This is a genomic window from Plantactinospora sp. B24E8 (assembly GCF_039871735.1).
Classification (GTDB): Bacteria; Actinomycetota; Actinomycetes; order Mycobacteriales; family Micromonosporaceae; genus Plantactinospora.
The window spans coordinates 69,077-90,529 of record NZ_JBDPMH010000017.1; the positions used below are offsets into that span (position 1 = coordinate 69,077).

Genomic DNA, 21,453 nt, shown 5'->3' on the forward strand with positions numbered 1-21,453 from the left:
AGCGAATCTCAAGTGGAGGGTCAGCGTCTGCCACGCCAGATCCCGCTCGCCCAGTTTGTCGGGGTGGGGCGCCCCGGCGGCACCAGGGCACTGGCTACCATCCCGCACGCGGCACGACGCACCCCCGACGCCGTCCCCGGCGGAGGTGACCATGAACCAGCCCACCCGTACCGCCCCCCCCGTCGACGTCGGCGCCGAACAACCCCGCCGGGTCGCGGTCAACGGCGACCTGGTCGGCGTCATCACCGCCGACCGGCGCACCCTCGTCATCGCCATCTCCCGGACCAACTGACACCCACACCGGGCCGTCAGTCCCCGCCCGCCGCCACCAACCGGCCCAACGCCCGGTTGGTGCGGTTCGCCCGCACCGCCGCCCGCTGCTGCGCCGCCGTCACCTCGATGTAGTTCTGGCTCGTCGCCAGACTCGCGTGCCCCAACAACCGCATGATCTCCGACGCGCTCGCCCCGTCCTCGGCCAACCGGGTCGCGAACGTGTGCCGCAACGCGTGCAACTGTGCACCCCGCGGCACCCGGTCCAGGATGCCCGCCCGCCGGTAACACGACCGCACCAGATACTGCAGACCACCACGCCGCAACGGATCCCCGTACCGGTCCACCAGCAGCACCGAGTCCGGACGCACCGTACGCGACCCGAACCGTCGACACCGGCTGTCCAGATAGGACGCCAACACCGCGTCGAGCTCCGGCTCGATCGGAATCGTCCGGGCCCGACCACCCTTACCTGCCACGTCCACCCGCCGCTCACCGGCCCGCCCGGCCAACGAACCCACCCGCAACGCCAACATCTCCGCCAGCCGCAGTCCGGCGCAGAGCGCCAACGCCACCACCGCCAGATCCCGCTCCGGCCACGGATCACGCTGCCGTCCGTCCGGCCGGACCAGCGCGTCGAGCAGATCCTCCGGGGTGCGCTCGCCGCGCAGTGGCTTCGGCGGCGGGGGAGGGACGACCGGCTTGTCGACCGCGGGCATCGGATTACCCGGTACGACGCCGTCGGCGACCAGGAACCCGAAGAAACCGTTCCAGGTGGACCAGGCCCGGTGTACGGAGGCGGCGGCCCGGCCGGCCGCGAACCGGGCGAAGGCCGACCGCAGGGAACGGGGCGTCAGCGCGTCGAGGGGCAGGGTGGCCAGGGGGAGGGGAGTGGTGGGGTCCTCGGCGACCAGTCGCGCGATGGCCAGCAGATCCCGCCGGTACGCGGCCAGGGTGTGCGGGGAGGGCTTGCGGGTGGCCCGGGAGGTCAGGAACTCCTCAACGAGGGGGAGTAGCAAGAAGTCCTTTTTGTCATGCATAACGAATATTATGCATGATTTGCGGATCAGGGCCAGTACCAAGATCCTTATTGTCCGGTTGTCGTGCCCCGGCCAGGGCCAGAACCGACCCAGCCGACTGGCACCCTCACGCGGGGGAGCCGCCGCACCCGTGCTCGACTGCCGCAAGCGGGATCAGGAGCGAGATGATGTCGGCGTGACCTGGGATGAGCTGACTCGAACGGGACTGGAGTACGCGCTGAACGAGGCTGAGGTGGTAGGGCTGCGTCCGACCTCGTCCGACTCGGTGTGCGAACTGCTGCTGCATGTCCGGGCACAGCCCGAGGAGGCGGCCAGGGACCACGATCCACGCAGGTTGCTCCGCCTGCGGCGGGTGACGCGGATCCGGGTGCTTCTGCGTGAAGAGCGGCAGGACGGGTACGGCCCGGCCATCCCGATGAGCAGTCTGAACGATGTCGAGTCGTTCTTCGCGTCGCTCGGCGGTTGGGAGTCGATGTACGGCTGGGAGTTCCTCGACCGCCCCTCGCGTACCGACGACTGGCCGCACGAGCCGAGCCTCACCGTCGACGTTCGATCGGGTCACGCGCCGCACTCGCTGTTCTGGTTTACCGAGTGCTGGAGGCCCGGTGACGGCGCGCGCTACTGCATCGAGGGCACCGTCGACTTCGACGACCTCGAGGTCGCCTACGCCGACGGCACGGTGGAACCTCTCGCCCGGTTCATCGCCGAGGGGCGGCGCTGGTGGGAGCTACTGTTCGGCCGCAACGGGCGGCCGCCGGAGGTGCAGACGACATCGACAGAAGCCCCGTCCTGGCGCAAACCCGGACTGGGCAGCACCTACCTGGACGGGCGGTGAGCTGATCCTCGATCGTGCGAAGGCCATCCGGTGCGCGCTGTTCCTCCCGGGAGGGTGCCACCCCGGTCGCGGGCCGGCTGGATCCGGCATCGCGTCTGGCGCCGTTTCAGGTGGAGCGTTCGGTGATGAACACGAACTCTCGACCCGGGCGGTCGGGTGCCTCCCGTACGTCGAGGACCCGGTAGCCGTTGGCAGCCAGGCTCGATTCGACCTCGTCGCGGCCGCGGAACCGGAGGGTCGAGTCCGAGGTGACGACCGCGCCGTCGGTCAGGAACCGGTAGGTGTAGCGGAACGAGACGAACGGGAGGCTGACGTCGGTGACCTCGAGGCGCCGTTCCACCGGCCCGATGCCGGGGATGTCGCGAGTGACCGGGTCGACGTCCGCCGCCCACTGCTCCCAGTCCCGATGCTCCGGACGTCGGGATTCGAAGACGAGGTGGCCGTTCGGGCGAAGGGCGTCGTGGACGCCGTGGAGGGCCTGAGTCCAGTCGTTGTCGGTAAGGAAGACCTGGGCCACGTTCCCGGTCATCGTCGCCAGGTCGGCATCGAGTGCCGGCAGTGTCGTGGCGTCGCCGTGGATCCAGCGGATCCGTCCCGCTGGATCCTTCTGCTTCGCGACCTCGAGTGATGCTTCGGCCGGGTCGACGCCCACGACGTCGTGGCCGCGTCCGGCGAGCAGGACCGCCAGGGATCCTGTCCCGCAGCCGACGTCGAGCACGAGGCCCGCGGTCAACTCGCCGGCGATCGCGAGGTAGGCGGCCAGGTCGTCGCGGTCTCCGTCGAAGGCGTCGTAGACACGTGCGAGGCGAGGGTGGGCGAAGATCGCATCGGGCATCCGCCGACCATATCCACCGGCAGGGGCTCCCGGTACGGCTTCACCACGTCGAGGTTGACATAATGTTCATTATCGACCTAACGCCAGGTCGTGATCACCCCGCCGCGTCGCCTCGCCGAGCAGGACGTAGGTGTTGCTGCTCATCCGGGGATCTGGGCCAGGGCCTGGTCGAGATCCGCCCACACCCTGGACAGCCGTTGACGAAGGCCGAGGCTAGAGTTCGGCGGCGATGGCATCCATCGACGCAGTGAACGCCTCGATCGCCTGGGTGCGGTATTGCGTTTGCTTGTCGCCACTCACGTCGGTGGTGATGTAGTCGAACTGCGCGATCACCGCGATGTCGTCCATCATGGCCTCGAAGCGGAAGTTGTACTGGTAGCCGTGAATACCGTCCTTGCAGGGCTTGCTCGCGCACGGTAACTCGTCGGTCAGCGGATCCGCCTGATCGAGGGTGAGAAGCTTCTGCACCGTCTCGGGGGTGTACTCCGGGTACCGCACCTGCTGGAGCTGCGTCTCGGTGAGAATGCCGTAATTGAACTCGGCTCGGCCGAAGGCAGGGGCCTTGGCGGCTACGTCGTAGTATTCGCCGACCGGCTCGATATCGCAGAGTGGTGCGTTGGTCGCCCATCCTGTCGGTTTGTTGAACTTGGCGGTGTATTGGATGGTCCCGTCGGCTGGCAGCTTCACCGCATCTTCCAGCGCGTCGCAGACCGCGCCGTAGTCGGCTTCCCCGGCCTGGGCACTGGACTCCGGCGCGGATGGGGGCGCTGACCCGCCATTGCTGGGGTCTGCTGGCGAGTCGCAGCCCGCCAGCAGAAGCACGACGACGACGCCGGCCACAACTCGTCTCATCACCTGGTCGCCTCCGTCTCGTACTCCGGCCCGCCTGTGTCGTCGCCACCCGGGGTGGTGTCGGTGACAAAGGGGGGCGCACCCGGGATGTGCACCTCCCAGCCGCTGCGGTCGGTGTCCTCCGCCCAGTCGTCGGCGTGGTCCGGAGCGGGACCCTCGTCCCAGTCCCGCATGATGGAGTTGTAGGCGGCCTGGCGCTCCGCGTCCGTCGACGCGTAGGACTGGGCCGCCGCCTTGATCTGCTCGCCCGCAGCATAGAGGCGTCCGCAGGCGGTCCTCAAATACCCTTGGTACTCCACGACCAAGGCCTTGACCTTCGGGTCGGCGTAGCCTTCGGAACCGTCCTCGGTGGCCAATGACGCGTCGGCCGCTTGGACGTCGCCGATCTTCGGGATGAGCTGGTCCTCGTAGATCTCGGCACATTCGAAGCAGGTGTCGGCGAGTTCCAGGACGGTGCCGATGTCGGCGTGGAATCCGTCCGGGTCTCCGTTGCCGGTGGCAGTGTTCTCGGTCAGGTCGTACAACTCCAGGTTGAAGCTGTCGATCCCGAAGATGGTGTCGCGGAGGCTGTGGATGCCGTTGTTGTAGTCGTTCTTTCGGGAGAAGAGGTCGTTGGACTGCTCGTCGAGGTTGTCCCAGAGGGCGGTCATCACCGCCTCGAGCTCGTGTGCGTACTTGGTGTGCTTGGATTCCGGTGCGAAATTCTGTCCGATGATGCCGATGAGAATGCAACTCGCGCCGACGGCACCGGAGGCTGGGTTCCAGCCGCCGCCGATGGTGAGGGCCGTGCCCATGCCCTGGAAGGTCTGCCACACCGGGTTGAGATCGGTGGTGACCACATGGGTCTCATCGAGTGCCTTGCTGGCGTCGCTGAGGATTTTCAGCGAGCCGGAGCGCATCTCCTGGATGATGGTGCCTCTGGCGCTGTAGAGGTTGTGGATGCCCCCGGCGATCTGGGCCTGGTGGAAAAGGGTCGGCGCGATCGAGGCGAAGAAGCCGTCTTTGAGGGTGTCTGCGGCCAGCCCGGTCCAGGCCACGTACCAGCCCGCATTCTGGCCGTTCGCGCCGATGAGCTTGTCGACCTTGTTGATCAGGTCGGCGTTGCTCGATGGGACGAAGCTGGCATCAGAGCCGCCAGCGGACTGCAGGCCCAGGGCACCGCCGATCGTGAGGATCGCCTGCTGCGCACTCTCGATCGCGCGCTGGTCATGGGCGTCGAATTTTGGCAGTTGGTTGAGGACGGCGCTGCCTTCGCCGTAGGCCCAGTACTCGACGCTTTGCATGACCGAGTTCATGCCGCAGTAGATCTCGTTCGGCGTGGGCACTTCGTTGCCGCTGCGGTCGTACGTGGTGGGTGGGGGGGTAGCCCATCTCCGGGCTGAAGGTGCGCCCTGGGTAGGAGGGCACCTCGCCTTCCTGGTCGCCCTCTGCCCAGGTGATGACTTCACATGAGCCCCAGATGAGGTGGACCTGGTTGATCGGGTCCCAGTAGTCCCAGATGTCTTCCCCGTAGGGAGCGTGGTAGCGGCGGAACGCCGTCTTGAATGTGTCGTTCCGGCGGATAGCTGTTGCGACCTCTTTGCGCCAACGTTTCGTCAGGGCCTTGCGGAAGGCGTTCACCTCGGCTTCGAGGGTGGAGTAGAAGTTCGTGTCGTAGATGATGTCGCCGGACATGTAGGCCTCCCCCAGGCTTCGGAGCCGACTCGAGTTCGAGCCGGTCGGCGACGCCCGCCGGCGAAGATCGTCCTCGGTCGTCCGGAAGAGCGCGCGACACTCGCACTGCACCGATACGCAGCGAGAGTAGCCGATCCGATCAGGTATGCGACTGCCTCGATCGGTCGGCCGAGTGGGTCGCGGAGGTGGGGCGTGGTGTGTTCGGTGGAAGGTGCGCGAGTTCAGGCTTGATGGGGGTCTGAGTCTCTGTGGACGGTCGGCGGCCGGGGATGACCGTGGCGATCGGGTCGGTTTCTTCTGGTCAGGCGCCAGGTGAGGACCTGTCCGCCTCTCCCCTCGCCCGACGTCGGATCGTTCGGGTCGGTCCTGTCGCACGACATGTCGGGGACGAGAGGTTCTGACTGGAGCAGGCTCGCCTGCCTGGGTCGGTGAGCGAGGGCCCCGGCTGGGCGACGGCCTACCGGTGCTGGTCGATCTGTTCCTGCATCTGCTGGGCGAACTGTTCGGCCATCGTGAGTTGTTCGCGCAAGGTGGTGACGCGGTTGACGGCGGCGGTGTGGAATGTGGCGAGACGGTCCTGCAGCGCTGCCCGCTCGCTGCCGTCCGAGACGGAGAGCGCGTCGAGGATCTCGAGGAGGTCGCGCATCTCCTCCAGGGTGAAGCCGAGGGGTTTCATGCGTTTGATGACCCGGAGCCGGTCGAGGTCGGGTTCGGTATAGAGCCGGAACCCGCCCTCGCTGCGTGCGGACGGTACGACGAGGCCGGCTTCCTCGTAGTGGCGGATGGTGCGGATGCTGAGTCCGACACGGTCTGCGGCTTCGCCGATCTGCATGCGCCCTGCGGTCATCGGGTCAGTGTGCCCGGTGTCCATCAGTGTCCGGCGCCGAGCTTGCCGGCGAGGTTGCTGTGGAAGCGGGCGCTGGCCTCGTTCAGGCCGGTGATCTCGACGCGTTTGCCGCGGGATTCGTACTTTGTGTTGATCGCGTCGAGAGCGGCGACGGAGGACGCGTCCCAGATGTGCGCGGCGCTCATGTCGATGATCACGTGGTCGGGGTCGCCGGTGTAGTCGAACTGGTAGACCAGGTCGTTGCTGGAGGCGAAGAACAGTTCGCCGTGTACGTGGTAGACGCGGGTGCTGCCGTCGGGGTCGAGCACGCTGGTGACCTGGGCGAAGTGTGCGACCCGGCGGGCGAAGATCACCATCGCGGCGAGTACGCCGAGTACGACGCCGACGGCCAGGTTGTGGGTGGCCAGGGTGGCGGCGACGGTGACGACCATGACGGTGATCTCGCCGGCGGGCATGCGTCTGAGGGTGGCCGGGGCGATGCTGTGCCAGTCGAACGTGCTCACCGACACGATGATCATCACGGCCACGAGGGCCGCCATCGGGATCAGGGCGACGACGTCGCCGAGCGCGACCACGAGGATGAGCAGGAACACTCCGGCGAGGAAGGTCGAGAGGCGGGTGCGGGCGCCGGACGCCTTTACGTTGATCATGGTCTGTCCGATCATGGCGCAGCCGCCCATGCCACCGAAGAAGCCGGTGACGATGTTCGCGACGCCCTGGCCCCAGGACTCGCGGGTCTTGTCGGAGTGGGTGTCGGTGATGTCGTCGACGAGCTTGGCGGTCATCAGCGACTCCAGCAGCCCGACCAGCGCGATCGCGAGGGCGTACGGTGCGATGGTGGCGAGTGTGTCGAAGGTGAACGGCACGTCGGGCAACCCGGGTACGGGCAGGCTGTCCGGCAGGGTGCCCTCGTCGCCGACGGTCGGCACCGCGACGTGCGTGATCACGGTGAACGCGGTGAGCGCGACGATCGCGATCAGCGGCGCCGGCACCGCCGTGGTGACCTTCGGCAGGAACACGATGATTGCCAGTGCGACGGCCACGAGTGGGTACACCAGCCACGGGACGTCGATCAGGTGCGTCAGCTGTGCGGTGAAGATCAGGATCGCGAGGGCGTTGACGAAGCCGACCATGACGCTACGTGGGATGAACCGCATCAGTTTCGCCACTCCCAGCAGGGCGAGCGCCACCTGGAAGACGCCGCCGAGCACGACCGCGGCGACCAGGTACCCGAGGCCGTGTTCCTTGGCCAGCGGCGCGACGACCAGGGCGACCGCGCCGGTCGCGGCGCTGATCATCGCCGGGCGGCCACCGGTGAAGGCGATGGTCACGGCCATGGTGAACGAGGCGAAGAGGCCGACCCGGGGGTCGACGCCGGCGAGGATGGAGAACGAGATCGCCTCGGGGATCAGCGCGAGGGCGACGACCAGGCCGGCCAGGACCTCGGTCCGCAGCACCCGTGGCGACCGTAGCCACTCTGGCCGTGACCATCCGGACGCGCGCTTCGCTGCTGTCACCTGTTCAGACATCAAATCTCATTTCCGCTCAAGCGCACGCGCCGCGGCACGCCAGGGAGGCCACGCCGTCAGCGGGGCCGCGCGACCTGACCATCGAGGGGTTCCGTCCGGACGTGGGCAGAACCTCGATCACCGCATGGCGGGCTTCACTGCCGGCCGGTCTTGTCGCTGTCGAGGGGCCCGTGACGCCACGTCCCTGGCAGCACCGAGAACCCTACCCTGACGTGAGGGTAGGGTTCTCGGTGCTGGTGCCGTGGTGATCATCACCAGGTGGCGGCGACCGTCCGGGAACGCGGCCGGGCAACAATGCGCCGGCCGGGCGGCCCTGGTCCTAGCGTCGACGCCACGGGGGTCGGGGAAGAACGGTACGGGAATTGACGGCGCGTCTGCGGCTGCGCGGGACCCGTCCGGGGCCGTAGGTGGACCGGTGGTGCCGGTGGGGTTCCGGTCCGGCGATCACGGTGGGGCGTACGGACGGTTTGCGGGTGACACCGACCAGAGGTTGATGGAGAAACCGGGGTCGGGGAGGCCGTGAACGGTCGGTGACATCGAAGACGATCCGGTGCTCACCTCTGGTGGCGTGCGGTGGGTGAACTCCCCCGCACCCGTCCCACCGGGGACGGAGTCTGCCGTCGACGCTCATGAAGCGGCCGGAATGGCAGGGCGGGACGGGCAGGGGCGAGCGGCTGTGCCGCGGCGCCCAGGGCAATGCGGTATGAGGACGTGAAGACATGATCTCTCTGTCTGCAGATCTGACGGAAGGCACGGGTAACAGAGCCGACGGCGATGCCGGCGACCGGTGTGCGGAAAGGTGTCAGGTTCAGAGAGCAGGCGGTGTCATGCGGGAGAGTCCTCACCTCGGGTGCAGGTCACGGTAGGTGATGCCGCTCCCCCGGGTCTACCCGTTTGTGGGCCGGGCGCGGTGCCGGGGCGCGTTTCTCCCGCACCGGAGTCGGGCGAGCCTGTTCATGCCTGTTCGTGGCGGCCTGGATCCTCAGCCAGGTCGGGTCGCTCTCGGAGTCCTCGGTGAGCGTTTCCAGGTCGCCCGTCGGATCGGTCGACCTCCGCGGCCCAGGAAGAGTCTGTGATGACCTTCTCCAGGAGCCGCAGGAAGATCGACAGCGTCTCCGGTCCCCTGTCCCCCACCGGCGATCTTGGGCGGGTTGGGGGCGTCGTACTGCCCTGTCACGACACCGTGAGTACGACCTTGCCTCGTGCGTGTCCTGTTTGTACTGCGCGGTGGGCCTGGTCCGCCTGGCTGAGCGGGAACGTCGCGTGGATCGGGATGTGTAGCCGCCCTTCCGCGTAGAGGGTGACGAGTTCGCGCAACGCGGCGGTGGATCGACCGCCGAGGCGGAGGATGCCGTGTTCGCTCACTGCGTGGGCGTCGACGAGGGTGCCGATGCGTTGCCGGTCCGGTACCAGGGCCAAGGAGGCGGCGATGGCCTCACCGCCGACGGCGTCGAGTACGGCGTCGACGCCGTCGGCGGTGAGTAGTCGGATCCGGTCGACGAGCCCGGGGCCGTAGGTGACTGGTGTCGCGCCGAGCGAGCGGAGGTAGTCGTGGTTGTGGTGGCTGGCGGTGCCGATGACGGTGGCGCCGCTGAGGCGGGCGAGCTGTGTGGCCACGGTGCCGACGCCACCTGCGGCGGCGTGGATGAGTACGGTGTCGCCCGGGCGGACCCCGAGTTGGTGGAGTGCGGTGTGGGCGGTCTGGCCGACCGCGGGTAGGCCGGCGGCGACCGTCCACGGCATGCTGGCGGGCTTGTGGACGGTGTCGGCGGCGTCGACCAGCACGTATTCGGCGTAGCCTTGGGCCGTTGTCGAGCCGAGTACCTCGTCGCCGACGGTGAGTCCGGCTACTCCGTCGCCGACCTGGTCGACGATGCCGGCGTATTCGTTGCCAAGGCGTTGTGGGAAGTCGACGGGCATGGTGGCGGCAAAGTCGCCCCGGCGTAGTTTGACGTCGACGGGGTTGACGCCGGCGGCCTTCACTCGGATGCGGAGCTGCCCGGTGCCGGGTGTGGGTGGTTCGATGTCGATCGGGTGTAGTACCTCGGGGTCGCCGTAGGCGGAGAAGGCGATCGCCATGGGCATGGGGGTGCTCCTCGGACGTTGTGGGTCAGGCGGGGTACGGCTGGGCGGTGCGGGCGGCGAGTAGTGCCTGGCCCCACCAGGTGCGGTGTCGCAGTAGGGTGTCGGCGACGTCCGGGGTGTGTTCACCGAACCGGCCGGTGCGGGTGCTGGCGATGATTGCCGCGACGCGCAGGGGTGGCTGGCTGCCGTGTTGTTCGGTGTTCACGTCTGGTTTCCTTCTGGGGCGCCGGTGTGTGTCGGTTCGGGGGTCGGCTGCGGTGCCGAGAGGGTGCGGCGGATGTCGGCCAGCGCCTGGGCGAGGTTGTCGCGCTGCTGTTTGTCGAGTCCGCCGAAGGTGCGGTGTTCCAGTTCGGTCCAGATGTCGCGTACCTGTGGGCAGAGTTGTCGTCCTTTGCTGGTCAGGGCGACGACGGCTGTTCGTCGGTCGGTGCGGGACTGGGTGCGTGTGATCAGGTCGGCGCGTTCCATCGCCTGCAGGGTGTTGGTGACGGTGGATCTGTCGCGGCCGAGGAAGTGGACGATGTCGGTTTGCGCTGTCCGTCCCCTCTCCTGGAGGAACAGCAGTACCAGTTCCTGCGGTGCGACCAGGTTGATGCGTTGCAGCATCGTGGTCGCGAGTGTGGCGTGTGCCCGGACGACCTGGAGTAGCAGCGAACTCAGCGGCGCCTCGGACACGCTCACCCCGGCGTGTGGGGCGCGGCCTCTGTCGTCTGTCTCGGTCATGGGCACAGCGTAACCATAATGTTGGCATGCCAGCAAAATGGGCGCTACCGTTGGCATACCAACGGATTGGGGTGTGAGCGGTACATGGGCGGGCACGGTGTGACGGAGCAGGAGCCGCGGCGGCGAGCGGCAGGCGACGCGGAGGCCGGCCACGAGCCACCGGACGGAGGGTCCACGCCACCGGAACGGCTGGATCCGGCACTGCTCAAGATCGCCGGAGTGGTGCTTGTCGGGGCGGTGGCCGCGCTGCTCGACACCACGATCATCAGCGTCGCGCTGAATCAGCTCGGCGAGGCGTTCGGTGTCCCCGTCTCCACGGTGCAGTGGGTCTCCACTGCTTACCTACTCGCGATGGCGTTGGTCATCCCGCTCACCGGGTGGTGTGTCGACCGCTTCGGCGCCAGGGTGACCTGGCTGTGGGTGCTGGCGGTTTTTCTCGCCGGCTCGGTGCTCTGCGGCGCCGCCTGGTCGGCAGGCAGCTTGATCACCTTTCGGGTGGTGCAGGGGCTCGGCGCCGGCATGATCCTGCCGCTGACCCAGATCATCCTGGCGCAGGCCGCCGGCGGGCGCGGGTTCGGCCGGGTCATGGCTCTGGTCGCCGTACCGGGAAACCTGATCCCCATCGTCGGGCCGGTACTCGGTGGCGTTGTCCTCAACGTCGTGTCGTGGCGTTGGATCTTCCTGATCAACGTGCCCGTCTGCCTGCTCGCCATCGTGCTGGCCAGGCGGGCGCTCCCCACCACACCCGGGCACGGCCGCCAACGACTCGACGTGCTCGGTCTCGCCCTGCTCGCGCCGGCCGTGCCGGCGATGATCTACGGCCTGTCCCAGGTGGGCGGGAGTTCAGCCCTCACCGCCGCCGGTGTGGTCGTACCGGTCGTTATCGGTTTCGTCCTGCTCGCGGCGTTTACCACCTATGCCCTTCGTGTGACCCGGACGCCGGTTATCGACCTACGCCTGTTCAGGTACCGCTCGTTCAGTGCCTCGGCGGCGTTGCTGTTCCTGTCCGGTGCGGCGCTCTACGGTCCCCTGTTCCTGCTGCCCCTCTACTACCAGCAGGTTCGCGGGTTCGACGCCTTCACCACAGGTCTTGTACTCGCGCCCCAGGGTGTCGGCACCGCCCTCGCTCTGGCTGTCATCGGTCCGCTGGCCGACCGGATCGGCGCCAGGCCACTGGTGCTGGCGGGGGCGCTGGTCACCGCGCTCGGCACACTTGCGTACACCCAGGTGGCGTCCGGGCCGGACGACGTTCTCCTCGCCGTCGCGCTGGTGCTGCGCGGGGTGGGCCTGGGCGCGGTGGGGATTCCGGTGATGGCGGCGGCCTACCAGCAGTTGCCACACTCCGCGATCGCCCATGGGACCAGTGCGATGAACATCCTCCAGCGTCTCGGTGCCTCCTTCGGCACCGCGGTTATCGCGGTGATTCTGCAGCAGCGGCTCGACGAGCATGGCATCGGCGACGTGACCGCTGGCGTCCGCCCGGAGTCGTTTGTCGGCGCCTTCTGGTGGACCGTCGGGTCGGCCGTACTCATCCTGCCGCTCGCCCTGCTTCTGCCTGGACGGGAACGGGCAGTGACGCGTCGGTGAATAGGCGTGGGGCGTGACCGTCCCGGGCGGCCTCGTCGCTTGGCTGCCCGGCGGGCGGGAATCTCCTGGTCCCGCGAGGTTGCGATGCCCTGGGGGCGTCGTGACCCGCTGGTCTGGACGGGCGTGGGGGTTGCCGCCGCTGTCGCCGTGGCGGTCGGGCTTGCTGGCAGGGGCGGTGGCCTCGGTGGCCGGGGCGGGCCGAGGTCCGGCGAGCGGTCAGCGGCGGGCCAGCCAGATGGTGCGTTCGGTGCGGACGGTGAGGTCGTCGCGGCCGGCGAGGCCGGCGACGACCGTGTCCAGGGCGGCGAGGTCGGCCGGGGCGAGCCGCTCCGCCAGGCTGTGTCGCATCCGGGTGAGGGAGACCTCGGCGTACCGGGTGGCGGCGGCGGGCAGCGGCGGTCGGAGGTTGATGTCGACGTGTCGTTCGGTGACCGAGGTGAAGCCGGCGTGTTTCATCCGGTCGCCCCAGTTCTCGTGCATGTGCAGGCCGGCCTCGTGGCGGCGTTGTGCCGCTTCGGTGTGGCCGCGTAGTTCGACGTCCTCGTCCGGGGTGCCGGTGAGGAAACGGGGGAACGAGTCCAGTTCGGCGATGACCAGGAGCCCGCCGGGCCGTAGTGCGGCGTGCGCGGAGGCGAGTGCGGTGTCGGGTTCGGCCATGTGGTGCATCGAGGCGGAGGCCCAGATGACGTCGGTGGGTCCGAGGTCGGGCCAGGGTTGGTCGAGGTCGGCTTCGCGGGTACGGATCCGGTCCCCGAGGCCGGTGGCGTCGGCCCGGTCGCGGAGGTGGGTGAGCATCTCCGGGGAGATGTCGACGGCGGTGATGGTGGCGTCGGGCAGGTGCCGGGCGAGGGCGAGGGAGCCGGTGCCGCTGCCGGCGCCGAGGTCGACGATGTGGGGTCGGGCGGGGGCTTCGCGGCCGATCCAGGTGATCAGGTCGTGGAGGTGGTCGTGCAGGACCTCGGCGTCCAGGTCGAGCAGTTCGATCATGTGGTCGTGTGCCATGGCGGCAACGGTAGCCGGGTATTGCTCTATTGGCATAGCATCTTGCGCATGAAGCAAGACGATGATCTGGAGGCTCTGGTCCGGCAGCGGATCCGTGGCCTGCGGATCGCCCGCGGCTGGTCGCTGGACGAGCTGGCCCGCCGCTGCCTGATCAGCCCCTCCACGCTCAGCCGGATCGAAACCGGGCACCGGCGGATCGCCCTGGACCAGATGGTGACGATCGCCCGGGTGCTCGGGACCACGCTCGACCAGCTGGTCGAGTCCGACGCCGACGCCGACGTGGTGATCCGTCCGCACTGCAACGAGCAGGGCGGCGTCACCACCTGGTTGCTGTCCCGGGACAGTGACAAGACCGTCGCCAAGCTGCGGATCACCCGTACGGTGCCGGAGGAGCTGCGGGTGCACCCGGGGCGCGACTGGTTCACCGTGCTCTCCGGCACGGTCGAGCTGCGGCTCGGTGAGCGGACGATCCTGGTCGGTACGAACGAGGCGGCCGAGTTCTCGACCATGGTCCCGCACGCGTTCGGCGCCCACGACGGCCCCGCCGAAATCCTCTGCATCCTCGACCACGAGGGCGAACGCAGCCACCTGGGTCCGGAGCGCTGAGCGGGTGACCGGTCAGCTCACGTGGGCGGCGATGACCCGGGCGCAGTCCAGCGATTCGGTGTGGCTGGTGTCGACCTCGACGTCGTAGGTGACCCCCTGGTGCACGATGTCGGCCTGGCCGGCCGCCATGCCGACGACCCGGTCACCTCGGGCGATCTCCCGGGCCGCCGCGATCTCCGGGTCACAGCGGACCCCGACCCACAAGACGGTGAGGCCGGCCAGGTGCCGGCGGAGCCGCTCCTGGGAGGCGCCGCCGCCGAGAAAGACGTCGTCGATGATGACGTACGCCCCGGCTCTCGCCATCGCGGCGACGCCGGCGGTCCAGGCGTGCTGGACGGCACCGAAGCCCTCGCCGAGGATGACCTCGCCGTGCGGCCCGAAGGTGACCATCGCCGGTGGCAGTCGGTCGACGAGGTCATCGACGCCGAGGTTGATCCACGGGTTCGGCAGCAGGTGTTTGAGGCAGCGGACGATGCCCGACTTGCCCGAACTGGAACCGCCGTTGAGCACGATGATCTGCGTTGACATGTGAGCTGTTCGCCTCCCGCCGGCATGGTGTCCGGCACAAGGTACGGGATTCTGTGGCCTCGACGGCCGGACCGGCGTGGCAGCCTACGAGGATCCTCGCGAGAACGACGTGGCCAGCTCCATGATCTCCGCCGCGACACCCGCTGGGTCACGCAGCATGTGGAGGTGATCCCCCAGCATCCTGCGCGCCGGCCAACCACGGGCGCGGGCGTCCTCTCGCTCGTCGGCGTAGGTGTCACCGAAACTGAGGTATCCCGCCGAGACCGCGTCCCACCCGTCAGGCAGGTCCACCCGGGCGGCGAGGTACTCGAACGGCATCCGCGCCTGCTCTGCCTCCACCCGGGCACGCGTCTCGGCATCGGGGAACAACCGCACCACGGACTCCTCCGGCCACCAGCGCGTCCACGGCGGCAGAGTCCCGTCGGGGCCCACGTGATCACGGAGCATGTCCCTCAGGCGGGCCGGTGCCACAGGCACGTCGCCCCTCGCCGGCGGCAGGACCGCGTCCACGAAGACAGCACCGCGCACCGGACGCGTCATCACGATCGCAGGGACATACAGACCCGCATTGCTGTGGGGCACGAGCACCAGATCGTCAGAGTCGGGAAGCCCTTTCTCGATTGCTGCCAGGACCGCCGCCGGCGAGGTTGGTGCCGGGTCGGGCGACGCCGGCACCACCGCGGTGACCCCGAAATCAGCTCGCAGCGCCGAGGCGACAGGCGCCCACACCGCCGGACCGAGGAAAGGGCTGGGAATGAGCACTGGGGAGATTGCCATGATGCGTTTCTAGCAGCCACACCGTGCGGCGAGCCGATCCCGAGGCGATGTGACCCGTGTCAGGTGGCCCGATGTACGCAGCCTGTCCTCCAGGGACGACGGTCGGGGCAGGAGGCAGAGCGTGGCCAGCTCAGCTGTTGAGCGGTGCAGGCAGGTCGAGTAGGTCACGGGCGCCCTGCCGGAGCAGGGCCGCGGCGACGGAGGTCCCGAGGGTGATCGGGTCCGTCGCCCACTCGTGCACGTCGAGTACGGTCTTGCCGTCCAGGCTGATCACCCTCGCCCGCAGGCCGAGGCGCCCGTCAGGCTCGGTGCGGGCGAGCGCGGCGATCGGGGAATGGCAGTTGCCCCGCAGGATGTGCAGCATGGTCCGTTCGGCCACGGTCTCCCGCTCGGCTTGCGGGTCGCCGAGGCTGGCGGCCAGCTCACGGGTGCTGGTGTCGTCGTCCCGGCACTGCAGGACCAGGGTGCCGGAGCCGACAGCCGGGAGCATCGTGTCGACGTCGAGCGGATCGGTGATCCGGGCGGCCTGCCCGATCCGCTGCAGCCCGGAGACCGCGAGCAGCAGCGCGTCGTACCTGTCGCCGGCGTCGAGTTTGGCCAGCCGGCTGTTCGCGTTGCCACGGATGGCCACCGGCGCCAGGTGCGGCCAGTGCCGGGCCAGCTGTGCGACCCGCCGCACCGCAGAGGTGCCGATCCGGGTACCGGCGGGCAGTTGCTCGATCCGCAGACCGCCGGGGTGCACGAGGCAGTCCCGGACGTCGTCGCGGGCCAGGTAGGCGGCCAGCACCGTCCCGGCCGGAGCCGGCCGGTCCCCGGGTACGTCCTTGACGCAGTGCACGACCAGGTCGACGTCCCCGGCGAGCAGGGCGGCGTCCACCTCCTTGGTGAACGCTCCCTTGCCGCCCAGCGCGGCCAGGTCGCCGTGCCAGCGGTCTCCGCTGGTCGACATCGACCTCACCTCCACGGTGACGTCGGGGTACCGGTCGGCGATCATCGCGCGGACCCGCTCGACCTGGGCCAGCGCCATCGGGGAGTTGCGGGTACCGATGCGCAGCAGGCGGGAGTCGGACATACCGGCGAGGGTAGTCCGCCAGGTACGGACGCCGATGCGCGGCCCGGTCGCCCGGTCCATCGGCGCCGGCCGGATCTCCCGCTGGCCGGGTGGCTCTCGTTTCCCACGACGAAGCCCTCGACCCGGAGGTGTTTCCCGGGGTCGAGGGCTTCGTGTCGTCGTACGGGGTGGCGGGTCAGCCGTGCTGCCTGGCCAGGGTGACGAAGCCCTGCCAGGCGGACGGGGTGAAGGTCAGCACCGGCCCGCTCTGGTCCTTGCTGTCCCGGACCAGTACCCGGCCCGGCAGGTTGTCGGCCACCTCGACGCAGTCTCCGCCGCTCTGGCCGCTACGGCTGGCCTTGCGCCAACTCGGCCGCTGGGTCGTCATAGTCATTCACCAACCTCAGGATCAGATTCCGCGACTGGTCACACGGGAGGGCGACCGCCGCTATAGTCTGCCACGCCCGTTCGAGGCCGGTCACCCGAGTTGGTTCCGCGATTACCCGGCCCTCGTAGAAGTCCTCCACCAGACCGACGGTGCCGCTGCCCTCCATGCTGGCCAGGACAAACGACCCGCTGCGGCCGGCGTGCAGCCCGGCGGAGTCCGGCACGACGTGGACAAAAACGTTCGATCGGATGCTGGCGTCGGCCAGGTGCAGCAGCTGGTCCTTGGCGATCTCGGGCGGACCGTACCGCAGCGCGGCGGCGTCGATGATGAAGGCGAAGGTGGGCCGGTCGGCCCGGTCGAGAATGGTCGCCTGTCGCTCCATCCGGTTGGCGACCCGGTCGGCCACCTCGTCGTCGCTGAGCATGCCGGTGCTGGCGAAGATCGCCCTGGCGTACGCCTCGGTCTGCAACAGCCCGGGGATCAGGGTCGGCTGGAAATAGCGGAGAATCGTTGCCATCTCCTCCACGTTCTGCCAGGGCCGGAACCAACTCGGGGCCGGCCGTCGATCTTTTCTGGCCTCGGCAGAGAGCTCCTGGATCTCGTCGCCGGTGTCGAGGAAGGCGTCGATGGCCGCCGCGGTGTCCTCCTTCGGAATGAGTCGGGCGGTCTCGAAGGCCGCGATCAGCGACTTGCTGACCTGCACCGCCTCGGCCATCTGATCCTGGGTGACGCCCCGGTCCGCCCGTAGCTCCTTGAGTCTGGCTGGAAGGTTATTCACCTTTACCACCCCCGTATAAGGCTGTGTGGCCCCGAGGTGATTCGCCCCGGGGCCGGGTATCCACCGTTAGTGCGCTCCGCCCATCTTCCATTAGCCATAGACGACAGTCCAGGGTGGAGTCGACGGAGTTGGTACGGCCCAACCCGCCGGGAAAAACGTTCCCCTCGCGTTTCCCCGTGGGCCGATACTCCGTCGGCGGGGACCGCCCACCGGTGACGCCTGTACGGGCGTGGGCGGTCCCCGCCTCCCCCACATTCGGCGAACCTGCGTGAGGCGGCGACATCGTGAGAAGACACCACCGGCACTGGCGACGGCTCTGGCTCTACTGCTGGTGCGGATTCCGCTGGACCTGCCCGGACGCGGCACCCGTCGTACCGATGCCGTTCAACCCCGACCCCACGCCGCCCCGACCACGCAACCAACGAGCGCTGTGGCACGTCTCGGTGGGGCGCCCTTGGCGTAACCAGCGGCCGTCGTGGGACGGTCCGACCGGGTTCGGCCACCGGGTCGGGCGGGCCGGCCGGCTCACTCCGGCCCAACAGGCCCGCGCCACCGCCGGCAGTACCGGCGCTTCCGCTCGCGTCGAGCGCTGAGATGGGTGTGGTCGTGATGCGGAACCTGCGACAACTCGACGAGATGGACCGGGAACACGTCCCGCAACGGCCCCGGTGGACGTGTCGCGCCTGCCACGACGACTGGCCGTGCCGAATCGCCCGGTCCCTGCTGCCGGCACAGTTCCGGCTCGACCCGCTGGCGCTCTTCGTCTATCTGGGGATCTGTCTCTACGAGGCGACCGAGGACCTCTACAAACTGCATCCGAATCCTGGCCCGGATCCGGCCATCCTGCACGCCCGGTTCCTCGGCTGGGTGCCCGAACGCCGGCTGATCGTGGGCGCGCTGGCCCGGCGCTTTGCGGCCGGATATCCGATCACCGGCCCGGTCGGAAACGCCGGTTCGGCCGGAAGCACCACGAGGCCGGAGACGAACAGCGGCCCGTAGGTCTGCTGTCCGCACCAGCCTCGTGCCACGCCGGCCGTGCCCCGTCGACTGCCGACGGGGACGATCGACGTCAGGGTCAGCGGAGTTCGTTGATCCGGAGCAGGTTGCCGGCCGGGTCGCGGAAGGCGCAGTCCCGTACGCCGTACGGCTGTTCGGTCGGCTCCTGGACGACCTCGGCGCCGCCGGCCTGCAGCCGGTCGAAGACCGTGTCGAGATCCTTGCTGGCCAGGGTGAGGGCGCCGTAGCTGCCCTTGGCCATCAGTTCGAGGATCGTGCGCCGTTCGTCGTCGGTGATGCCCGGGTCGGCGGCCGGCGGATGCAGGACGATCGAGGTACCGGGCTGGTTCGGCGGGCCGACGGTGATCCACCGCATGCCCTCGAACCCGACGTCGTTGCGGACCTCGAAGCCGAGGATGTCGCGGTAGAAGGCCAGGGTGGCGTCCGGGTCGGTGTGCGGCAGGAAGGCATAGTGAATGGTGATGTCCATGCAGGTCACGCTAGTTGCGGCCAGCGGACCCGCGCTTCTTGATTCCTGATCGGTCTGGTCACCTGTTTCGCCAGGCAGGACGGCATCTCGGCGGTCACCCGGGCGGCCCGGACCCGGGCCCGGTAGGCGCTCGGCGACATCCCGACCAGTTCGGTGAACCGGGTGCTGAAGGTGCCCAACGACGAGCAGCCGACCGCAAAACAGACATCGGTGACGCTCAGGTCGCCACGGCGCAGCAGGGCCATCGCGCGTTCGATGCGCCGGGTCATCAGATAGGCGTACGGCGACTCGCCGTACGCGGCCCGGAACTGGCGGCTGAGGTGTCCGGCGGACATGTTCGCGCTGCGGGCGAGTGCCTCGACGTTGAGCGGCTGGGCGTACTCGCGGTCGATCCGGTCCCGGACGCGGCGGAGCCGGGCCAGGTCGCGCAGGTGCTGGGTTTCGGCGGAACTGCTGGTCACCTGCCCGATGGTGCCAGCTGGGACCGACATTCGCCCAGCATCGCCGGCGTCGTACCAGGCTCTGCTGCCGATCTCGGCGGTCCACGATCCGCCGTACGGCGTTCGCCGGGGCGCGCGAGGTGCACGTCGACGAGGCCGGTTCGGTACGGATGGCCGGTGACGTGCTGGTGGTGACCGGGGCGTGAGGCGGGCCGTCAACCGCCCCCACCGGCCGGTACCGCCGATCGCCGGTACCGCCGCGGTCGGGGCGGTTGTGCATCTGCTGGTCCGCCGTCATCAGGTGGGCCGGGACCTGCTCTCGATGAGCGGCATCCCGGCCGGCAGCTCCTGCCGTCTGCTGCCGGTCTGGAGGCTCGACCTCACCTCAGATGCCGGGCGAAGAACCGGTTCCCGTCGTCCCCCTCGAACTGCGGGACGCCGGTGTGCCCGCCCATGTTGGCGTGCAGCGTCTTCTCCGTGGAGCCGAAGGCGTCGAACAGGTCCAGGGCCAGCTGCCGGTCGTTTCCCTCGTCGTCCCACTGCAGTAGGACCTGCAGCGGAATGGTGACCTGCCGGGCCTCCTCGAACATGCTGCGGGGCACGTAACTCCCGGCGAACAGCAGGGCGGCCGAGATGCGCGGCTCGACCACCGCCAGCCGGAGGCCGATGGCGATCACCCCTCCCGCGTACCCGACCGGGCCGCCGATCTCGGGCAGCGCCAGGAGGGCGTCCAGGGCGGCCCGCCATTCCGGGACCGCCTTGTCGACCAGTGGGAGGACGAGCCGGGCGACGATCTTGTCGTCGACCGGCTCACCGGCTTTCAGCGCCCGGTGCAGGTCGGCGCGGGCCTGCTCGGCGGCGGCGGATCGGGGCCGGTCACCGCCTCCGGGGAGTTCGATGGTGGCGGCGGCGAAGCCCTCCGCCGCGCAGTGCCGGGCCCGGGCCACCAGTCGGGGGTACATCCTGTGCAGTCCGCCGGGGTGGCCGAGCAGGATCAGCGGAGCCGGTGCGGATGCGGATCCGGGCGTCCACAGGATGCCGGGGATCTCGCCGAGGGTGAATTCGCGCTCGAGGAGGCCGTCGTCGAGGCGCTGCGCAGAAGTGAATCGCACGGTCGTGCCTTTCGGGAGTGCTCGTGAACGGCGCTCCCGGACGACCTATCGTCCGACCGTGACCCCAGAGGGGAGCACCCATGTCGATACTGCGTTCACGGGTACCACCTCCTCGTTCTCTCGCACGGCCTTCGGAACGTAGCAGTGGCCGCCATGGTCCGCAAACGGGTTGTCGCGAAGGCGGGCCCCCGTTACCGGCCGCCGGCGACCCGGAGTACGGCGCCGCTGGTGTAGGAGGCGGCGTCGCTGAGCAGCCAGACGATGGCGGCGGCGACCTCGTCCGGCTGCCCGGCGCGGCCCAGTGGTGCCTGCGCGCCGACCTGCCGAGCCCGGTCAGGTACCCCGGAGACGGCGTGGATCTCGGTGTCGACGACGCCGGGTGAGACGGCGTTGACCCGGATGTTCTGTGGGCCGAGTTCCTTGGCGAGGCCGATGGTGAGGGTGTCGGTGGCGGCTTTGACGGCGGCGTAGTGGACGTACTCGCCGGGGCTGCCGAGGGTGGCGGCGGCCGAGGAGACGTTGACGATGGCGCCGCCGGTGGTGAACCGTCGGGCGGCCTGCTGGGCGCAGAGGACGTACCCGATGAGGTTGACGTCGACGACGTGTCGCAGGTCGGTGAGGGTGAGGTCGGTGAACGGGCCGATCGGGCTGGTGGTGCCGGCGTTGTTGACCAGGCCGGTCGGTGTGCCGAGTTCGGCGGCGGTGTCGAAGAGGCGGGCGACGTCGTCGGGGTCGGTGGTGTCGGCGCGTACCGCACGGCCCTGCCGGCCGGCGGCGTGTACGTCGCGCAGCACCTTCTCGGCGGCGTCGGCGTCGCGGCGGTAGCAGAAGACGACGTCGTGTCCGCTGGCGGCGAGCTGGCGTACGGTGGCGGCGCCGATTCCCCGGCTGCCGCCGGTCACCACGGTCAGCGGTGGCATGGTGCTTCCCCTCTCGGACGACCCGGCCCATCGTGTCAGGACGTGACGGCGACCGGTATGTGATCTTCGTCGGTGTGTCCGTCTCGAC

The 21,453-nt window shown here is 69.1% G+C and carries 26 protein-coding genes; 6 read left to right on the plus strand and 20 right to left on the minus strand.

What is annotated here, in order from left to right; all coding sequences use genetic code 11:
• Positions 1–151 precede the first annotated feature (151 nt).
• Positions 152–292 (plus strand): hypothetical protein, encoded by a 141-nt coding sequence (locus tag ABGB21_RS22995; RefSeq protein WP_347679452.1) that lies wholly within the window; start codon positions 152–154, stop codon positions 290–292.
• A gap of 16 nt (positions 293–308) precedes the next feature.
• Here the strand turns inward: ABGB21_RS22995 and ABGB21_RS23000 are convergent, their stop codons facing one another.
• Positions 309–1,310 (minus strand): tyrosine-type recombinase/integrase, encoded by a 1,002-nt coding sequence (locus tag ABGB21_RS23000; protein WP_347656879.1) that lies wholly within the window; start codon positions 1,308–1,310, stop codon positions 309–311.
• Between the two features lie 175 nt (positions 1,311–1,485).
• Here ABGB21_RS23000 and ABGB21_RS23005 point away from each other — a divergent pair, with 175 nt between their 5' ends.
• A complete protein-coding gene (locus tag ABGB21_RS23005; RefSeq protein WP_347656880.1) occupies positions 1,486–2,145 on the plus strand; it encodes a hypothetical protein in 660 nt (219 codons plus the stop codon).
• A 106-nt stretch (positions 2,146–2,251) separates the two neighbouring features.
• Here the strand turns inward: ABGB21_RS23005 and ABGB21_RS23010 are convergent, their stop codons facing one another.
• The 9 genes from ABGB21_RS23010 to ABGB21_RS23050 form a co-directional block, all read right to left on the minus strand.
• Positions 2,252–2,980 (minus strand): class I SAM-dependent methyltransferase, encoded by a 729-nt coding sequence (locus ABGB21_RS23010; RefSeq protein WP_347656881.1) that lies wholly within the window; start codon positions 2,978–2,980, stop codon positions 2,252–2,254.
• 213 nt (positions 2,981–3,193) lie between these two features.
• Complete coding sequence (locus tag ABGB21_RS23015) at positions 3,194–3,820, minus strand: hypothetical protein (RefSeq protein ID WP_347656882.1); 627 nt, start codon at positions 3,818–3,820, stop codon at positions 3,194–3,196.
• A gap of 11 nt (positions 3,821–3,831) precedes the next feature.
• Positions 3,832–5,127, minus strand: a complete 1,296-nt coding sequence (locus tag ABGB21_RS23020; protein WP_347679454.1) for a hypothetical protein — start codon at positions 5,125–5,127, stop codon at positions 3,832–3,834.
• Entirely contained in the window at positions 5,039–5,506 is a 468-nt protein-coding gene (locus tag ABGB21_RS23025; protein WP_347679456.1) for a hypothetical protein, read from the minus strand. Before ABGB21_RS23025 ends, ABGB21_RS23020 begins: the two co-directional genes overlap by 89 nt.
• A 457-nt stretch (positions 5,507–5,963) precedes the next feature.
• The gene (locus ABGB21_RS23030) at positions 5,964–6,353 is read right to left on the minus strand and encodes a MerR family transcriptional regulator (RefSeq protein ID WP_347656884.1); all 390 of its coding nucleotides are present in this window, start codon (positions 6,351–6,353) and stop codon (positions 5,964–5,966) included.
• Positions 6,354–6,376: 23 nt separating this feature from the next.
• Positions 6,377–7,882: a SulP family inorganic anion transporter gene (locus ABGB21_RS23035; protein ID WP_347679458.1), complete on the minus strand. Its 1,506-nt coding sequence runs from the start codon at positions 7,880–7,882 to the stop codon at positions 6,377–6,379.
• A 1,173-nt stretch (positions 7,883–9,055) separates the two neighbouring features.
• Entirely contained in the window at positions 9,056–9,967 is a 912-nt protein-coding gene (locus ABGB21_RS23040) for an NADP-dependent oxidoreductase (protein WP_347679460.1), read from the minus strand.
• Between the two features lie 25 nt (positions 9,968–9,992).
• Positions 9,993–10,172 (minus strand): hypothetical protein, encoded by a 180-nt coding sequence (locus ABGB21_RS23045; RefSeq protein ID WP_347656887.1) that lies wholly within the window; start codon positions 10,170–10,172, stop codon positions 9,993–9,995.
• The gene (locus ABGB21_RS23050; protein WP_347656888.1) at positions 10,169–10,690 is read right to left on the minus strand and encodes a MarR family transcriptional regulator; all 522 of its coding nucleotides are present in this window, start codon (positions 10,688–10,690) and stop codon (positions 10,169–10,171) included. Before ABGB21_RS23050 ends, ABGB21_RS23045 begins: the two co-directional genes overlap by 4 nt.
• An 18-nt stretch (positions 10,691–10,708) precedes the next feature.
• Here ABGB21_RS23050 and ABGB21_RS23055 point away from each other — a divergent pair, with 18 nt between their 5' ends.
• Complete coding sequence (locus tag ABGB21_RS23055; protein ID WP_347679462.1) at positions 10,709–12,277, plus strand: MDR family MFS transporter; 1,569 nt, start codon at positions 10,709–10,711, stop codon at positions 12,275–12,277.
• Between the two features lie 216 nt (positions 12,278–12,493).
• Here ABGB21_RS23055 and ABGB21_RS23060 read toward each other — a convergent pair whose 3' ends face one another.
• Complete coding sequence (locus ABGB21_RS23060; RefSeq protein WP_347679464.1) at positions 12,494–13,279, minus strand: class I SAM-dependent methyltransferase; 786 nt, start codon at positions 13,277–13,279, stop codon at positions 12,494–12,496.
• Between the two features lie 48 nt (positions 13,280–13,327).
• Here ABGB21_RS23060 and ABGB21_RS23065 point away from each other — a divergent pair, with 48 nt between their 5' ends.
• Positions 13,328–13,885, plus strand: a complete 558-nt coding sequence (locus ABGB21_RS23065) for an XRE family transcriptional regulator (protein WP_347679466.1) — start codon at positions 13,328–13,330, stop codon at positions 13,883–13,885.
• A 12-nt stretch (positions 13,886–13,897) separates the two neighbouring features.
• Here ABGB21_RS23065 and cpt read toward each other — a convergent pair whose 3' ends face one another.
• The 5 genes from cpt to ABGB21_RS23090 form a co-directional block, all read right to left on the minus strand.
• On the minus strand, positions 13,898–14,413 hold the full coding sequence (gene cpt, locus ABGB21_RS23070) for a chloramphenicol phosphotransferase CPT (protein ID WP_347679468.1): 516 nt from the start codon (positions 14,411–14,413) through the stop codon (positions 13,898–13,900).
• Between the two features lie 84 nt (positions 14,414–14,497).
• The gene (locus tag ABGB21_RS23075; RefSeq protein WP_347679470.1) at positions 14,498–15,190 is read right to left on the minus strand and encodes a hypothetical protein; all 693 of its coding nucleotides are present in this window, start codon (positions 15,188–15,190) and stop codon (positions 14,498–14,500) included.
• 130 nt (positions 15,191–15,320) lie between these two features.
• The gene (gene hemC, locus ABGB21_RS23080; protein WP_347679472.1) at positions 15,321–16,262 is read right to left on the minus strand and encodes a hydroxymethylbilane synthase; all 942 of its coding nucleotides are present in this window, start codon (positions 16,260–16,262) and stop codon (positions 15,321–15,323) included.
• 175 nt (positions 16,263–16,437) lie between these two features.
• The gene (locus ABGB21_RS23085) at positions 16,438–16,629 is read right to left on the minus strand and encodes a DUF397 domain-containing protein (RefSeq protein WP_347679524.1); all 192 of its coding nucleotides are present in this window, start codon (positions 16,627–16,629) and stop codon (positions 16,438–16,440) included.
• Positions 16,589–17,407 carry a helix-turn-helix transcriptional regulator gene (locus ABGB21_RS23090; protein ID WP_347679474.1) on the minus strand — a complete coding sequence of 273 codons (819 nt, stop codon included), beginning with the start codon at positions 17,405–17,407 and terminating at the stop codon, positions 16,589–16,591. The genes ABGB21_RS23085 and ABGB21_RS23090 overlap by 41 nt, the downstream gene beginning before the upstream one ends.
• Before the next feature lie 284 nt (positions 17,408–17,691).
• Here ABGB21_RS23090 and ABGB21_RS23095 point away from each other — a divergent pair, with 284 nt between their 5' ends.
• Both ABGB21_RS23095 and ABGB21_RS23100 read left to right on the plus strand, forming a co-directional pair.
• Positions 17,692–18,000 (plus strand): hypothetical protein, encoded by a 309-nt coding sequence (locus tag ABGB21_RS23095; RefSeq protein ID WP_347679476.1) that lies wholly within the window; start codon positions 17,692–17,694, stop codon positions 17,998–18,000.
• A gap of 16 nt (positions 18,001–18,016) precedes the next feature.
• Positions 18,017–18,406, plus strand: a complete 390-nt coding sequence (locus ABGB21_RS23100; protein ID WP_347656897.1) for a hypothetical protein — start codon at positions 18,017–18,019, stop codon at positions 18,404–18,406.
• Between the two features lie 76 nt (positions 18,407–18,482).
• Here ABGB21_RS23100 and ABGB21_RS23105 read toward each other — a convergent pair whose 3' ends face one another.
• From ABGB21_RS23105 to ABGB21_RS23120, 4 genes are all read right to left on the minus strand, one after another.
• Positions 18,483–18,893, minus strand: coding sequence for a VOC family protein (locus tag ABGB21_RS23105; RefSeq protein WP_347656898.1), 411 nt, complete (start codon positions 18,891–18,893; stop codon positions 18,483–18,485).
• 5 nt (positions 18,894–18,898) lie between these two features.
• Positions 18,899–19,354, minus strand: coding sequence for a helix-turn-helix transcriptional regulator (locus tag ABGB21_RS23110; protein WP_347656899.1), 456 nt, complete (start codon positions 19,352–19,354; stop codon positions 18,899–18,901).
• Between the two features lie 359 nt (positions 19,355–19,713).
• Positions 19,714–20,445, minus strand: coding sequence for an alpha/beta hydrolase (locus ABGB21_RS23115; RefSeq protein ID WP_347656900.1), 732 nt, complete (start codon positions 20,443–20,445; stop codon positions 19,714–19,716).
• 191 nt (positions 20,446–20,636) lie between these two features.
• Positions 20,637–21,365 (minus strand): SDR family oxidoreductase, encoded by a 729-nt coding sequence (locus tag ABGB21_RS23120; RefSeq protein ID WP_347679478.1) that lies wholly within the window; start codon positions 21,363–21,365, stop codon positions 20,637–20,639.
• Between the last annotated feature and the right edge of the window lie 88 nt (positions 21,366–21,453).

Coding starts and splice junctions, on each gene's coding strand:
- ABGB21_RS23050 (WP_347656888.1), bottom strand. CDS start 10,690: ATGACCGAGACAGACGACAGAGGCCGCGCCCCACACGCCGGGGTGAGC.
- ABGB21_RS23055 (WP_347679462.1), top strand. CDS start 10,709: ATGTTGGCATGCCAGCAAAATGGGCGCTACCGTTGGCATACCAACGGA.
- ABGB21_RS23065 (WP_347679466.1), top strand. CDS start 13,328: ATGAAGCAAGACGATGATCTGGAGGCTCTGGTCCGGCAGCGGATCCGT.
- ABGB21_RS23035 (WP_347679458.1), bottom strand. CDS start 7,882: ATGTCTGAACAGGTGACAGCAGCGAAGCGCGCGTCCGGATGGTCACGG.
- ABGB21_RS23075 (WP_347679470.1), bottom strand. CDS start 15,190: ATGGCAATCTCCCCAGTGCTCATTCCCAGCCCTTTCCTCGGTCCGGCG.
- cpt (WP_347679468.1), bottom strand. CDS start 14,413: ATGTCAACGCAGATCATCGTGCTCAACGGCGGTTCCAGTTCGGGCAAG.
- ABGB21_RS23025 (WP_347679456.1), bottom strand. CDS start 5,506: ATGTCCGGCGACATCATCTACGACACGAACTTCTACTCCACCCTCGAA.
- ABGB21_RS23120 (WP_347679478.1), bottom strand. CDS start 21,365: ATGCCACCGCTGACCGTGGTGACCGGCGGCAGCCGGGGAATCGGCGCC.
- ABGB21_RS23060 (WP_347679464.1), bottom strand. CDS start 13,279: ATGGCACACGACCACATGATCGAACTGCTCGACCTGGACGCCGAGGTC.
- ABGB21_RS23030 (WP_347656884.1), bottom strand. CDS start 6,353: ATGACCGCAGGGCGCATGCAGATCGGCGAAGCCGCAGACCGTGTCGGA.
- ABGB21_RS23000 (WP_347656879.1), bottom strand. CDS start 1,310: ATGCATGACAAAAAGGACTTCTTGCTACTCCCCCTCGTTGAGGAGTTC.
- ABGB21_RS23105 (WP_347656898.1), bottom strand. CDS start 18,893: ATGGACATCACCATTCACTATGCCTTCCTGCCGCACACCGACCCGGAC.
- ABGB21_RS23040 (WP_347679460.1), bottom strand. CDS start 9,967: ATGCCCATGGCGATCGCCTTCTCCGCCTACGGCGACCCCGAGGTACTA.
- ABGB21_RS23085 (WP_347679524.1), bottom strand. CDS start 16,629: ATGACGACCCAGCGGCCGAGTTGGCGCAAGGCCAGCCGTAGCGGCCAG.
- ABGB21_RS23020 (WP_347679454.1), bottom strand. CDS start 5,127: ATGAACTCGGTCATGCAAAGCGTCGAGTACTGGGCCTACGGCGAAGGC.
- ABGB21_RS22995 (WP_347679452.1), top strand. CDS start 152: ATGAACCAGCCCACCCGTACCGCCCCCCCCGTCGACGTCGGCGCCGAA.
- ABGB21_RS23100 (WP_347656897.1), top strand. CDS start 18,017: ATGCGGAACCTGCGACAACTCGACGAGATGGACCGGGAACACGTCCCG.
- ABGB21_RS23010 (WP_347656881.1), bottom strand. CDS start 2,980: ATGCCCGATGCGATCTTCGCCCACCCTCGCCTCGCACGTGTCTACGAC.
- hemC (WP_347679472.1), bottom strand. CDS start 16,262: ATGTCCGACTCCCGCCTGCTGCGCATCGGTACCCGCAACTCCCCGATG.